Below are 13,274 nucleotides of genomic sequence, written 5' to 3'. Positions count from 1 at the left end.
TGGATTGTTATCTGGACAATAACAATTTCCATTTTGAGGTGCCGAATTCCTTTTTATTTTGTCAAAATAGCCCGACTTTTTCAGGGGTAACTAGTTAAAAATGCGATCGAGTCCATGCCCGACGGCGGTGAAATTACGATTCGTGCCGATCTCGTAGAGGGGAATCGGATCGTAACGACCGTCGAGGATCAGGGGTGCGGCATTCCCGCGGAGCGGATTCCTTCCTTAGGTGAACCGTTCTACTCGACGAAAGTCAAGGGAACAGGTCTGGGACTCATGATGTGCTATAAAATTATCGAATCCCACGGTGGACAAATCTGTTTCTACAGTAAGTTAAATCAAGGTACTCAAGTGGAGGTTGTTTTGCCGCTGATTCAATAAGGGACGTTCAAACCGTTCTCACATTCGGATGATTGCTGATTGAATTTTACTACACGGGACGCTTTCAGATAAAAACTAGGCGACCGCTCACCGGTTGAATTCCGGAAAGCGGTCGCCGCTTAATCAAGTACAGTCTCTGTTACATGGTCTGCTTGAAGGGGCTATGACCACCACTCGGGAGCATGCTTTTTGGTAGAAGTTTATTCGTTATTTCTTTGTTATTTGGTTATGCTATGCCAACGTTCCAAGTGTTTCGCATGGGTGTGAAGATACGAATGCGGACCGAAAAATTGATCATAGAAATCCAAATCCAGATGATGGGTCTGCAAGTACATCAAGGAATAGACTGACGGAACGGTCGCCGGGAATTTGCCGAACGTGTCGTAAATATATTGCGCTTGGTGGGCGACCGCGCTGCGAAACTGCTCGTCATGGACTTGGGCGCTGCCGCGCACCTTTTGGCTGTCCTTCCAAGGTCCGGGCGTATCCGGATGGAACGGGCCGTTGACACCGAATTTCCTGTCGCAGAAAGCGTCGACGGCAGCACGCATATCCTTAAAGTGCGGCGGAGTGTAAGAAACGAACACGCCTTCCAGCCCGGTAGGATTCGGAAGAGCCCAGCGCTCATCCGCATCATAACGGAAGCCTAAACCAGGAACCGCAGGGTCTGCGCTGGCGCCGAGAACGGTCAGGCGGTCTATGCCGTCGAACATCCAGCCGCCGAGTCCCAGAGCCTGCTGCATAAGCACGCCGGCATAAGTGGAAGTGGCGAGCTCGGCGGATAGTTCCGCAAGCGAATATTGATCGAGAAACGTTAACGGCAGAGGATTCCCGGTATCGATGATGTCCTGGAATTGTTCGATGCCTGGAATGTTCCGTCCATTGATATCGTCATAGATGCTGAGCCCGTTCTGCACATAGAAACATAGATTGGCTATCGTATGTTGTGCCAGATCCCCTACAGGGAAAGCCAGAAAAGTTCCCGGTTTGTTGGCAACCCATGAGTTATGGCCTTCCATGTAGGGCTCGTAGTTCGGGATGTGCAGTCTTTGTTCCGAAATGCGATGAATATGTTTTTTGTAAGTTAGAATCAATTGCTCGACGTCGTGCTTGCCGTCTTCCCCTTTCTTGACTTCGGGAACGGCATCTCTGGTTTTGAAAATGTAGGTGCCGGTATCATCGGTGAAGAAAATTTCCGACGTATGGAAGCCTGCGGCCGAAGGGAAGGTTCTGCCTGTAGCCGAGCCGGAATAGTTGGACAGGTGCGGCTTGTACCGGTCATGCCTGGTGATGGAATGATGCCAACCGGTGACACCGCCGACCGCGAGCAGAATCAAAATTTTCTCAAGGTCGTCCAGTGGCTCAGGTTCATACTTCGATTTGTAGGCGAGCGGTCCGTCCGGGATTTCCGCTCCGCGGAAGAAACGGCGGGATCGCCGGCCGAACAGCGCTTCGACGAGCGGAAATTGAAGCAGTTCCTGCAAGCGCTCGGAGTCAATCGAGAGGCGGGCGTCTTGAAGCGGTTTCGTCATAGGAGATCCTCCAATGTGGTTGGAATAAAAAAAGACATTCTCTTCGCTAAGAAGAAAATGTCTCCAGTTGGACTGGTCGAACGGAGTATTAGGTTATGTTTGCAGAGCTGATTTGTATTTCAGATGATTGCTATAGTAATGACAAATATGGGGATTGTCAACTACATTTTTTTGGAAAAAGATGTATTGACTTCTCAAAAATAGGTGTGATAGTATTATTCCAACCGAACGAGTCGGAATTTCAGCATTGACCAGATTACTGGAAATGTCAGCTACTAATCGAATGATTAGAGCGGCATTTTTTTTATTTCCACAAAGAAATGATTCCGAAGATACTGAGCAACCGGAGGGGGAGACATGGGGTCCGCTGGATCGATTACAGATGTTCCCGGCACGAAAGTGGGACACGCGGAAAACACCAAAGCATTTACAGGCTGCACCGTTATCACTTGGGAGGAAGGTGCGGTGTGCAGCGTTGACGTTCGGGGTTCCGCCCCCGGTACCAGGGAAACCGATTTGCTCGACCCGACCGGGTTGGTGGATCGAGTCCATGCGGTTTGTTTAAGCGGCGGCTCCAGCTTCGGATTGGATGCAGCCGGCGGGGTTGTCGCATGGCTGGAAGAAAAAGGGATCGGGGTCGATGTCGGAGTTGGCGTCGTTCCTATCGTTCCGTCAGCCGTATTGTTCGATCTGTCCATCGGAGATCCGAAAGTAAGGCCTGACCGAGATATGGGATACCGGGCGGCAGCGCTGGCCTCCCCTACGGAAGACAGGGAAGGTAACGTTGGTGCAGGCTGCGGCGCTTCCGTCGGGAAATTGGGCGGATTCGAGGGCGCGATGAAAGCGGGAATCGGCACGGCATCCGTCCGTTATCCGAATGGGCTCGTGATCGGCGCCATTGTGGCCTTGAATGCGATGGGAGAAGTTCGCGATCCCCGAACGGGCGAATTGCTGGCCGGTTCGCTAGACCGCGAAGGCCATCCGGTGGACAGCCGCAGCTGGTTGTACGATAAGCCGTTTGCGTTTACTAACATTCCGCAAGGGACGAATACGACGCTTGCCGTTGTGGCGAGCAACGCAAAACTGACCAAAGCCCAGGCGAAGAAAGTGGCCGAAATGGCGCATGACGGATTAGCCCGCACCATTTACCCCGTACATACGATGTTCGACGGAGATACCGTATTTGCCGCCGCTACGGGGGAGGTCGAGGCCTCGGTGGATTTGGTCGGAGCGGTGTCGGCCGAAGTGCTGGCAACGGCAATCGTAAGAGCCGTCATGACAGCGGATGGAGCGGGCGGACTTCCGGCCTACCGCGACTTGCGGAAGCGCCGGTTGGAAGGTGACGCCTGATGACCGATAGCACGATAACGTCCATCGGATCGGTAACGGTGGAGAAGAACGTACCGGTTCCGATGCGTGACGGCGTGACGCTGTATGCCGATATTTATCGTCCTGCTGCAGGAGACAAGAGCGAGAAGTACCCGGTACTGCTGATGAGAACGCCTTACAACAAAGAAGACGCGCAAACGATGAATTATGCCCATCCTGCTTGGTATGCCCGCCACGGTTATGTTGTCGTCGTCCAGGATGTGCGGGGACGATGGACATCGGAAGGGGATTTTCATCCTTACGTGAAGGAAGCCGAAGACGGTTACGACACAGTTGAATGGGCTGCATCTCTCCCGGGTGTCATCCCGAATGTCGGGATGTACGGTTTCTCCTATGTGGGAGCCGCGCAATGGCTTGCTGCGGTAAGCCGCCCGCCGCATTTGGTCTGTATCGCGCCCGGCATGATCGGTTCCGATTCGTATCAAGGGAAAGCTTACCGGAACGGCGCCTTTGCGCTGGCTTGTACGCTATCCTGGATATTGTTCGTGGCCCAAGATACGGCATTAAGGAATAACCGGCCGGAGCGGGCGGAAGAGCTGTCTTCTCTATATGCCGGTATCCACGGTTATTACAAAGCGCTTCCGCTGAACAGCCCTCCGGAGGCGGTCAAGGAAACCGCACCTTATTATCTGGAGTGGCTGGAGCACCCGGCCCGCGACGACTACTGGCGCCAGATTTCCTTGAGGGAGAATTATAAAGCCATTGAGGTGCCCGCTCTGCACATCGGCGGGTGGTATGACATTTTTATTGACGGGACTATCGAGAACTACTTGGGCGTAAGCCAGCACGGCGCAACCGAAAGGGCGCGGAAAAATCAATACTTGTTTATCGAGCCTTGGTACCACATGCCGTGGTCGAGATACGTCGGCGAAGTGGATTTCGGACCGGAGGCCGCGAATGAAATCGATTCCGTTCAGCTTCAGTGGTTTGACCGATGGTTGAAAAGTGTGGAGCCGGCTGCTCCCCAGCCGTCCCCCGTTCGTCTGTTCGTCATGGGTTCAGACAAATGGTTGGAAGCGGAAAGCTGGCCTGTGCAGGGGAGCCAAGCAGCAGCCTATTACTTGCACAGCTTGTACAAAGCTAGTTCCGTGAACGGCGACGGAAAGCTGAGCCTGACCGAACCGCTGGATGAACCGCCAGATGTATATGTCTATCATCCTTCGATTCCCGTTCCCGCATTGGGCGGCAGGTCGGGCGCGGTTCCCGATCTCACTCCGATGGGACCGAAAAACCAGCTTCCGGTTGAAATCAGAAACGATGTGCTGGTCTATACGTCCGACGTTCTGAAGGAGGATTTGACGGTAATCGGGGAAGTGTCCGTCGAGCTGTATGCATCCACGACAGCGGAGGATACCGATTTCGTAGCCAAACTAGTGGATGTCTATCCGGACGGAAGAGCGATCAACATTGCCGAAGGGATCGTGCGGGCCAGCTATAGAGGAGGTCTTGAGAAACCGGAGCCGGTTCCGCCGGGCGAGGTGATCCAATACGTCGTTTCACTCGGGCCGACCGCCAATGTGTTCAAGAAAGGCCACTCCGTCAGGCTGGACATCACGAGCTCACTGTTCCCGACCTTCGACCGTAATCCCAACCGGATGATGAATCCCGGTCAGGTGACCGCTGCGGATTTTGTAACGGCTACGCAAACAATTTATCACGACCGCCGCTTTGCGTCGAAGCTGACGCTGCCGGTCGTCAACAGCAAGCAGTCATTCGTTCAATGATACGTCAGCGGAGGCACACATGCAGACATCGTATATATGGTTCGATCTTGGCTATACGTTAGTGTATCAAGAGAGAGAGAAGGAGTATCAGCAATTCTGGCTGGAGCAGGGCATCGAACTCAGCTTGGAAGACATTGAAGAAGCTTATCATTTGACCGACAAGCTTTTTATGCGGGAATACCCGGGGGCGTTAGGCAAACAAATCCATACGTATATGCCCTGGTATGTGGGCGTGCTCAATTATACGCTGGGCGTCCGGTTCGACCTGCACGATCAATGCCGTCGGCTGCGGGATATCCAGATAGCTCAGTCTCCCAGGTGGAAGCCGTTTCCGTTCTCCCACCCTGTGCTGGCCCTTCTAAAGAAAGCTTCGGTCGGCATCGGCTTGATTTCGAATTGGGATGCCAGCGCTAGAACCGTCTTGGAGGAAACAGGACTGCTGCCTTATTTGGACCACATTATCGTATCGTCCGAAGTTCAAGTGGAGAAGCCGGATGTCAGGATTTTTCTCAAGGCGGCGGAACTCGCCGGAGTCGACCCCAAGCAATGTTTATATGTGGGAGATAATTATTACGACGACGTAGTGGGCAGCGCGAAAGCAGGGATGAAGCCGATCTTGATTAATCGGTTCGGCACTCTCGGCATCGAGGAGATCACATTCGAACGCACGTTATTGTCTGTCGAAGAGCTGCCGGAGCTGCTGTTCAGGCAGGACAACAAAATCATTTCGTAACCCCAACTGCTAATCTCAAAAAAAAAGGTGGGAAGCCTATGAAAGCAAAGCGGAATGCTCGATCTTTATTTACAGTACCCTTCATCTTGTTGATCTTGGCCTTAGCGGCCTGCAGCAGCGCCGGAGGGACTAACGGTGAAGGCTCGTCCAATGCGGTGAAGCCGGAGTCGTCCGATTCGCAGGATGCGTCCAAGGCAGGTGCACAAAAAATAAGCGGAGGGAAGAAAGAGGGAGGCAACGTTGTAGTCCTTATCCCTCAAGATCTCGACTACCTGGACCCTCATCTTGCGGTTGCTGCGGGCACGTCCGAAGTACTGTTCAATGTTTTTGAAGGACTGCTGAAGCCTAACGAGAAAGGGGAGCTTCTCCCGGCCGTCGCCGAGTCTTATCAAGTATCGCCGGACGGTCTGACTTATACGTTCAAGCTTCGCAGCGGCGTCAAATTCCATAACGGCAATCCCGTTACTTCGCAGGATGTTAAATTTTCCTACGATCGTTTGGCCGGCACCGCTACCGGCAAGCCGCTAAATCCGGCATTCCAGGATGTGCAAGCGATCGAGGCGTCTGATGCAGGCACCGTCGTCATTACATTGAAAAAGAACAATTCTTCATTCTTGACGGCACTTACGGCAACCGTCATTCCTAAAGATTATCAAGACAGCAACAAGCTTCCAATCGGCACCGGGCCCTTTAAATTCAAAGAATACGTCCCGGGACAGCGTCTTGTCGTGGAGAAGTTTGCCGATTACTACGTGAAAGGCGTTCCCTCATTGGACAAAGTCGAGTTCCGGATCATCACGGATGCCAACGCTTCTCTGGCGGCTCTTAAATCAGGCGAAGCCGACATTTATCCGCGGATCGGAAACGACCCGATTTCAACCCTGGGGGATAGCTACACCAAGCTTAGCGCACCGCAAAACCTGGTCCAGCTGATGACCTTCAACATTTCGTGGAAACCGTTCAACGATATTAAAGTCCGTCAGGCAATCAATTACGCCATCGACAAGGATGAGATCATCAAAGGGGTGGCGCTCGGCAACGGAACGAAGCTCGGCTCCAATCTCAGCCCCGTCTTGTCCAAGTACTATCAGGCCGGTCTGGAAGACACCTATAAGACGAATCTCGACAAAGCCAAGAGTCTGCTTGCTGAAGCCGGCTACAAAGACGGCTTTGAAACGACGCTCTCGGTTCCGTCCAACTATCCATTTCATGTCGATACGGCCCAAGTGATCGTGCAGCAGCTGGCGAAAGTCGGCATTAAAGTGAAGATTGAACCGGTGGAATGGGCGGTATGGCTGGACCGGATTTACAAAAACCGCAATTACGATTTGACCATCATCGGACTGGACGGGAAGCTGGATCCTTACCAAATCTTGAATAAATATTTGTCCGATTCCGCGAATAACTTCTTTAACTACAAGAGCGACGAGTTCGATAAAACGCTGAAAGCGGCGGTGACGGAAGTCGACGACGCCAAACGAGTGGCGCTGTATAAACAAGTCCAAACGATTTTGTCGAATGACGCTGCCGCTGTTTATATCATGGATCCGAACCTCAATGTGGCATTGAACAAAAAGCTGGACGGATACAAGCAATATCCGCTTTACGTCCAGGATTTGTCGACGGTTTACTTGAAGGAGTAAGGACCTACGAATCAAGGAGGAGAACTTGCCTTGCCCTATCTAGTACGCAGAATCCTGACCCTCCTTTTGACCGTGTTATTCGTCGTACTTCTTACTTTTTCCGTATTTCGGATCATTCCAGGCAATCCGGCGCTGACGATTTTGGGTCCTGAAGCTTCCGAAGAGCAAATTGCTTTGCTGGAAGCCAAGCTGGGGACGGACCGACCGCTGCCCGAACAGTTTGCAAGCTGGATGAGAGGTGTGGCCGGGCTCGATTTCGGCGATTCGCTTCGCTTCTCGGAGCCGGTGCTGCATCTGATCGGCAGCCGCTTTCCAGTCACCTTGTCGTTAGCGCTGCTTGCGCTGCTCCTTACGACGGTGACGGCTATCCCACTCGGGATCGCAGCCGCAAGGTCAAAGGGTAAAGCCGTGGATATCATCATTTCAATCGGTTCGCAGATCGGGCTCGCTATCCCGTCCTTCTGGATGGGCATCATCCTCATTCTCCTGTTCGCGCTCACGCTCAAATGGTTTTCGGTCAGCGCCTATGTGCCCTGGTCGGAAAACCCGCTGCTGGCATTTAAATCATTGCTGCTACCTTCCGTTGCCCTGGCGCTTCCGCAAATTGCGATCGTCGTACGCTACTTGCGTACGACGATGCTGGAGCAGCTTCATCTGGATTACGTTCGCACGGCCAGAAGCAAGGGATTGAAGGAATCCACGGTGTATTACAAGCACGTGCTGAAGAACGCACTGTTGCCCGTCGTGACGATTGTCGGCATCAATTTTGGAGAATTACTGGCGGGAAGCCTTGTGGTCGAACAAGTTTTCACACTGCCGGGTCTTGGCGGCCTGCTTATCACCGGTATTGGCAACCGCGATTATCCGCTAGTGCAGGGCATGGTCCTTATGATCGCATTTATCGTCATCACGACCAATTTTATCGTTGACTTGTCCTATCGCTGGCTGGATCCGAAAATCCGCTTAAAGTAGAGGTTTGCATATGAGGACGACAAAATTAAGCTTCAGTCTCGTTGTGGGAGCCGTCTGTATAGCGGTTCTCTTTCTCCTTATGCTGGTCAGTCTGATTTACGTGCCGTACGGGGTCAATGACATGAGCATCGCAGACCGGCTGCAAGCGCCCAGCGCCGCTCACCTGCTCGGAACCGACAATTTCGGCCGGGATATTCTAAGCCGCGTTATGGAAGGAACGCAAACGGCTTTTAAGGTGGGTACGGTATCCGTCGCGATCGGGCTTACGGGCGGCCTGCTCATCGGCACGATCGCCGGTTATGTGGGCAAATGGGCCGACGAACTGTTGATGCGGTTCATCGACGCGCTTCTGGCCTTTCCGGGTGTGCTGCTTGCGCTGCTGCTCGTGTCCCTCTTTAAGCCGAGCCTGTTCCAGACGATGATCGCGATCGGGATTTTGTCCGTTCCGGCTTTTTCAAGGGTCGTGCGCAGCGGATTTCTGCACATGAAGGAAGCCGAGTTCGTGAAGGCGGCAAGAGGTATCGGAGCAGGCCATGCCAACATTATTTTCAAACAAATATTACCTAACATCCTGTCTCCGGTTGTTACGACGGCGGCATTAAGCTTCTCCACCGCGATATTGGTAGAAGCCGCGCTCAGCTACCTGGGGCTTGGAGTCCAACCGCCGGACCCAAGCTGGGGCCGGATGTTGAACGAATCGCAAAGCTATATCGGCAAAGCGCCCTGGTATGCGCTCGCCCCAGGTCTATTCATTACCGTCACCGTACTTGGCTTTAACCTGCTTGGCGACGGCATCCGAGACCTGCGTGACAAACGACAATAGAAGGTGATGAGATGGTTTCTGCAAACTCCATGCATCGGGCAGAGTTTCTTCTCGACATACGCGATCTAGAGCTGCAATTAACAACGTCCTCCCGCGAAACGCTGTCCGTCCTTGGCGGAGTTTCGCTTTCGGTGGCTAAAGGGGAGACTGTAGGTATCGTCGGGGAATCCGGCAGCGGAAAAAGCGTTCTTTCGCTCTCCATTCTCGGACTGCAGCCGAAAGCGATGCAGATCAGCGGCGGCGAAATATGGTTTCAGTCGAAGCATCCGCTGCACCGTCTCGGCCAAGAGGAGCTTCGCCGCATACGGGGGAAAGAAATTTCCATGGTGTTTCAAGACCCGATGAGCTCGCTCAATACGGCCTTTACTATTGGCAGTCAAATTACGGAGTCATTGCGGCTTCATTTCGGATGCTCGCGTAAAGAAGCGAGGGAGCGCGCTCACGAGCTGCTCCGGGTTGTCGGACTGCCTCGTCCGGAATCGCTTCTGAATGAATACCCGCACCAGCTGTCCGGCGGCATGCGTCAGCGGGTCATGATCGCCATAGCGATTTCCGGCGAACCGCATCTGCTCATTGCCGATGAACCTACGACGGCGCTGGACGTCACGATTCAAGCGCAAATTTTGGACTTGATGCGGCAAATTCGCGAAGAGAAGGGCATGTCGATTTTGCTCATTTCTCACGATTTGGGTGTTATCGCGGATATGTGCGACCGGATTGCAGTCATGTATGCGGGACAAATCGTAGAGGAAGGCACAGCGGAAGCGGTGTTGGAAAATCCAAAGCATCCCTATACGATCGGATTGAAGCAATCCGTACCGACGCCGCAAAAGAAATATGAAAGGCTGTTTTCCATTCAAGGTACGGTTCCCGGTCTGCGGGAAAGAGGCCCGGGCTGCACATTTAACTCGCGGTGCGCACATGCGACGGATCGGTGTTTTGCGGAAACGCCGGCTTTGTACAGCATGAACGGTCAGCAATCCGTACGGTGCTTTTTGGTGCAGGAGGAAGGAGTTGCGGTTTATGGCGCCGGCTGAAGACATTGTACAGTTACAAAACATCAAGAAACATTATGCCGGCGGTTTCTGGGGAGGACAGCGGCAAACGCTGCGGGCCGTTGACGGCGTGTCCTTATCCATTCGGGCAGGTGAAACGTTAGGTCTGGTAGGTGAAAGCGGCTGCGGCAAGTCCACGGTCGGGCAATTGGCGTCGCTGCTGCTTCCGGCTACAGACGGCACACTGGTGTATAACGGAAAAGACATCACCGGCCTGAGCGGCCCGAGGGCCCGGTCCATGCGCAGACACATGCAATATGTGTTTCAAGATCCTTATACCTCTTTGAATCCGAGACTCCGGATTGGAGAACTGCTCGAGGAGCCATTGAAAATAAACCGGCTTGGAGATAGCCGGGAACGGAAACGGCAGGTCGATGACATGCTGTTGCGAATCGGACTGGACCCCTCCTACGCCCGTCATTATACACATCAATTGAGCGGCGGACAGAGACAGCGGATCGGCATAGCCAGGTCGCTGATGCTGAAGCCGGAGTTTCTCGTATTGGATGAGCCGGTTTCCTCATTGGACGTATCCGTACAGTCGCAAATCCTGAACCTGCTGAAAGATTTGCAGCGGGAGCTGAACTTGACGTATTTGTTCATATCGCATGATCTGAATGTCGTACATTATATGAGCGACAGGGTAGCCGTCATGTATCTGGGCAAAATTGTGGAAATCGCGGAGGTCGAAGACTTGTACGCCAATCCGCTTCATCCTTATACCAAAGCGTTAGTATCGGCCATACCGTCCGAAAATCGCAGAGAAAAAAGGGAACGGATCATCCTGAAAGGGGATATGCCAAGCCCGCTCGATATCCCGAAAGGATGCGCGTTTCAAACCCGCTGCGTCCATGCGCATGAACGATGCAGTACGGAAGCTCCGGTGCTCACCGGTATTCGCGAAGGCCACTTCGTCAGCTGCCACCTATACACCTGACATAGAGGAGAACAAAAATGAGGATAGGCATATTGTCCGACCTTCATGTGGACAAAAACAATGACGACGAATTCGGAACTGTTCAAGAAGCGTTGTGTAGTGCCGCATCGGCAACGAATACGGACCTGCTCATTGTGGCTGGAGATATTTCAAACAATTACGTGCAAACATTAAACGTGTTAGAGGAAATCGAGGAACGGGCGGGCATTCCATGTTTGTTTGTGCCGGGAAATCATGACATTTGGTATAGCCGCTCTGTCAAATATGCCGTTTGCGGACATGTTCATTACCGAAAAAAGATATCCATCGGCTCCACGCAGTTCATTTGCAATTGTCTGGGCGATAAGAAGGAATGGCTGCATTCCAAGCGGGCGTATGAGGAAGTATCAAAGTCTTACGTGACTATCGACATTTAAACCTGTAGCATCGGCCAGCTTTATAAATGAGGCTGAAGTCGACCAGGCCAGGAAAAAAAGGCGAACGTTCCCCGTCCGAGCGGGTGGAGCGATCGCCTTTTTCCGTTGCTTTTAGAAGGGAATTATCCTATAAGAAAGCAAAAAGCGCCTTGACAGCAAAATAGAAAGATGTTAAGTTTTATACACTATAATTCCAATAGGAATTGAAGGTTCGACCAGACAGCTGGAGACCAACACGTTTTGATGTTGTGTTTCCTGCTGTCTTTTTTTACGAAAAAAATGTGAGCTGCATGTCATCAAGAATACGGTATGGAAAGAGGAGAAAGCTATGCATTCAGAAGCCAGACAGATGCATCTAGGAGCCTTCTTATATTATGTCGGGCATCACCTCGCTGCCTGGAGACACCCGGGTGCGAAATCTAATGGAATCATGGACCTGAAATTTTATAAGGAATTGGCCCAAACGGCGGAACGGGGAAAGTTCGATATGATTTTTCTCGCCGATAATGTCGTAGTCCCCAACGATACGGCCGTATCTTATACCGCTTCCGTGAAGCCGGAGCCGATTACTTTATTATCCGCACTCTCGGCGGTGACGGAGTATATCGGTTTAGCGGCAACGGTAACAACAACCTATACAGAACCTTATCATATAGCCCGGATGTTCGCGTCTTTAGATCATCTGAGTGGCGGACGCGCAGCTTGGAATGTGGTCACATCGGCTTATTCTACAGAGGCCTACAATTTTAGCAAGGAGAAACACCCGGATCACGGATTGCGGTACCAGCGGGCCAAGGAATACATTGATGTCGTCAAGAGCTTATGGGACAGCTGGGAAGACGATGCCTTGGTCATCGATAAAGAATCTGGAATTTTTGCGGACTCCAGCAAAATTCACGCGATTAATTACGAAGGTGAATTCTTTTCGGTGCGCGGTCCCCTTAATGTTTCCCGTACGCCGCAAGGGAGACCCGTTATCATTCAGGCAGGCTCCTCCGGAGCGGGAAAAGAACTCGCCGCACAAACGGCGGAAGTTATTTTTACTGCGCAGCAAACACGCGAAGAAGCAGAGGCGTTTTATTCCAGCGTGAAAAAACAATTAATTCAATACGGCAGATCCGCAGATGAAGTGAAAATTATGCCGGGTGTCTTCCCTATTATCGGCTCCACGCTTAAAGAGGCGAAGGAGAAGGAAGCCTATCTTCAGGAACTCGTTCATCCGATGGCCGGCGTGGGTCTTTTATCAGACCTTATGGATCACGATTTGTCGGTATATCCGCTGGACGGCCCGCTGCCTGAATTTGCCGAAACAAACGGCGGTAAAAGCAGGTTCGATCTTTTAGTCAATTTGGCCAAAAAAGAAAACTTAACGATAAGGGAACTGAGCTTGCGCATAGCCGGAGCCCGCGGTCATCGGACCCTTGTGGGTACGCCCGAAATGATAGCGGATCAACTGGAAGAATGGTTCGTAAACGGAGCAGCCGACGGTTTCAATATCATGCCTCCGTATTTACCGGGGGGCTTGGATGAGTTTGTAAATACGGTCATTCCCGTCCTTCAACAAAGAGGATTGTTCAGAACGGAATACGCAGGACGGATGTTAAGGGATCACCTGGGACTTGCTAAACCGCAAAATAAATTTAGTAAAAGTGCAGTCCTATAAGAAGCG

11 protein-coding genes and 1 pseudogene are annotated in these 13,274 nt (G+C 52.2%); 11 read left to right on the top strand and 1 reads right to left on the bottom strand.

Annotated features, from left to right (window positions below; genetic code table 11):
• Positions 1-90: 90 nt before the first annotated feature.
• Positions 91-381: pseudogene (locus tag FKP33_RS02415) on the top strand (ATP-binding protein); the annotation flags it as partial.
• Positions 382-599: 218 nt separating this feature from the next.
• On the opposite strand, the gene FKP33_RS02410 reads toward FKP33_RS02415, so the two are convergent.
• Entirely contained in the window at positions 600-1,913 is a 1,314-nt protein-coding gene (locus tag FKP33_RS02410; protein ID WP_141333853.1) for a hypothetical protein, read from the bottom strand.
• 357 nt (positions 1,914-2,270) lie between these two features.
• On the opposite strand from FKP33_RS02410, the gene FKP33_RS02405 reads away from it, so the two are divergent.
• From FKP33_RS02405 to FKP33_RS02360, 10 genes are all read left to right on the top strand, one after another.
• Positions 2,271-3,263, top strand: coding sequence for a P1 family peptidase (locus FKP33_RS02405; RefSeq protein ID WP_141333852.1), 993 nt, complete (start codon positions 2,271-2,273; stop codon positions 3,261-3,263).
• Positions 3,263-5,026 (top strand): CocE/NonD family hydrolase, encoded by a 1,764-nt coding sequence (locus tag FKP33_RS02400; RefSeq protein WP_181410025.1) that lies wholly within the window; start codon positions 3,263-3,265, stop codon positions 5,024-5,026. Before FKP33_RS02405 ends, FKP33_RS02400 begins: the two co-directional genes overlap by 1 nt.
• Positions 5,027-5,045: 19 nt before the next feature.
• The gene (locus FKP33_RS02395; RefSeq protein WP_054799623.1) at positions 5,046-5,759 is read left to right on the top strand and encodes an HAD family hydrolase; all 714 of its coding nucleotides are present in this window, start codon (positions 5,046-5,048) and stop codon (positions 5,757-5,759) included.
• A 38-nt stretch (positions 5,760-5,797) separates the two neighbouring features.
• Complete coding sequence (locus FKP33_RS02390) at positions 5,798-7,402, top strand: ABC transporter substrate-binding protein (RefSeq protein ID WP_141333851.1); 1,605 nt, start codon at positions 5,798-5,800, stop codon at positions 7,400-7,402.
• A 30-nt stretch (positions 7,403-7,432) separates the two neighbouring features.
• Complete coding sequence (locus FKP33_RS02385) at positions 7,433-8,374, top strand: ABC transporter permease (protein WP_141333850.1); 942 nt, start codon at positions 7,433-7,435, stop codon at positions 8,372-8,374.
• Positions 8,375-8,384: 10 nt separating this feature from the next.
• The gene (locus FKP33_RS02380; protein WP_141333849.1) at positions 8,385-9,197 is read left to right on the top strand and encodes an ABC transporter permease; all 813 of its coding nucleotides are present in this window, start codon (positions 8,385-8,387) and stop codon (positions 9,195-9,197) included.
• An 11-nt stretch (positions 9,198-9,208) separates the two neighbouring features.
• On the top strand, positions 9,209-10,234 hold the full coding sequence (locus FKP33_RS02375; protein ID WP_258313357.1) for an ABC transporter ATP-binding protein: 1,026 nt from the start codon (positions 9,209-9,211) through the stop codon (positions 10,232-10,234).
• Positions 10,221-11,189: an ABC transporter ATP-binding protein gene (locus FKP33_RS02370; protein ID WP_141333848.1), complete on the top strand. Its 969-nt coding sequence runs from the start codon at positions 10,221-10,223 to the stop codon at positions 11,187-11,189. Before FKP33_RS02375 ends, FKP33_RS02370 begins: the two co-directional genes overlap by 14 nt.
• A 17-nt stretch (positions 11,190-11,206) precedes the next feature.
• Positions 11,207-11,605, top strand: a complete 399-nt coding sequence (locus tag FKP33_RS02365) for a metallophosphoesterase (RefSeq protein WP_141333847.1) — start codon at positions 11,207-11,209, stop codon at positions 11,603-11,605.
• A 328-nt stretch (positions 11,606-11,933) separates the two neighbouring features.
• Complete coding sequence (locus FKP33_RS02360; protein ID WP_219996634.1) at positions 11,934-13,268, top strand: LLM class flavin-dependent oxidoreductase; 1,335 nt, start codon at positions 11,934-11,936, stop codon at positions 13,266-13,268.
• The last annotated feature ends 6 nt before the right edge of the window (positions 13,269-13,274 follow it).

Origin of the sequence: Paenibacillus sp. tmac-D7 (genome assembly GCF_006519665.1) — a bacterium.
Classification (GTDB): Bacteria; Bacillota; Bacilli; order Paenibacillales; family NBRC-103111; genus Paenibacillus_G; species Paenibacillus_G validus.
The sequence above is the reverse complement of the archived record's forward strand: the minus strand, read 5'-3'. Positions and strand labels throughout refer to the sequence as shown.

Coding starts and splice junctions, on each gene's coding strand:
- FKP33_RS02395 (WP_054799623.1), top strand. CDS start 5,046: ATGCAGACATCGTATATATGGTTCGATCTTGGCTATACGTTAGTGTAT.
- FKP33_RS02380 (WP_141333849.1), top strand. CDS start 8,385: ATGAGGACGACAAAATTAAGCTTCAGTCTCGTTGTGGGAGCCGTCTGT.
- FKP33_RS02400 (WP_181410025.1), top strand. CDS start 3,263: ATGACCGATAGCACGATAACGTCCATCGGATCGGTAACGGTGGAGAAG.
- FKP33_RS02390 (WP_141333851.1), top strand. CDS start 5,798: ATGAAAGCAAAGCGGAATGCTCGATCTTTATTTACAGTACCCTTCATC.
- FKP33_RS02375 (WP_258313357.1), top strand. CDS start 9,209: ATGGTTTCTGCAAACTCCATGCATCGGGCAGAGTTTCTTCTCGACATA.
- FKP33_RS02370 (WP_141333848.1), top strand. CDS start 10,221: ATGGCGCCGGCTGAAGACATTGTACAGTTACAAAACATCAAGAAACAT.
- FKP33_RS02365 (WP_141333847.1), top strand. CDS start 11,207: ATGAGGATAGGCATATTGTCCGACCTTCATGTGGACAAAAACAATGAC.
- FKP33_RS02405 (WP_141333852.1), top strand. CDS start 2,271: ATGGGGTCCGCTGGATCGATTACAGATGTTCCCGGCACGAAAGTGGGA.
- FKP33_RS02360 (WP_219996634.1), top strand. CDS start 11,934: ATGCATTCAGAAGCCAGACAGATGCATCTAGGAGCCTTCTTATATTAT.
- FKP33_RS02410 (WP_141333853.1), bottom strand. CDS start 1,913: ATGACGAAACCGCTTCAAGACGCCCGCCTCTCGATTGACTCCGAGCGC.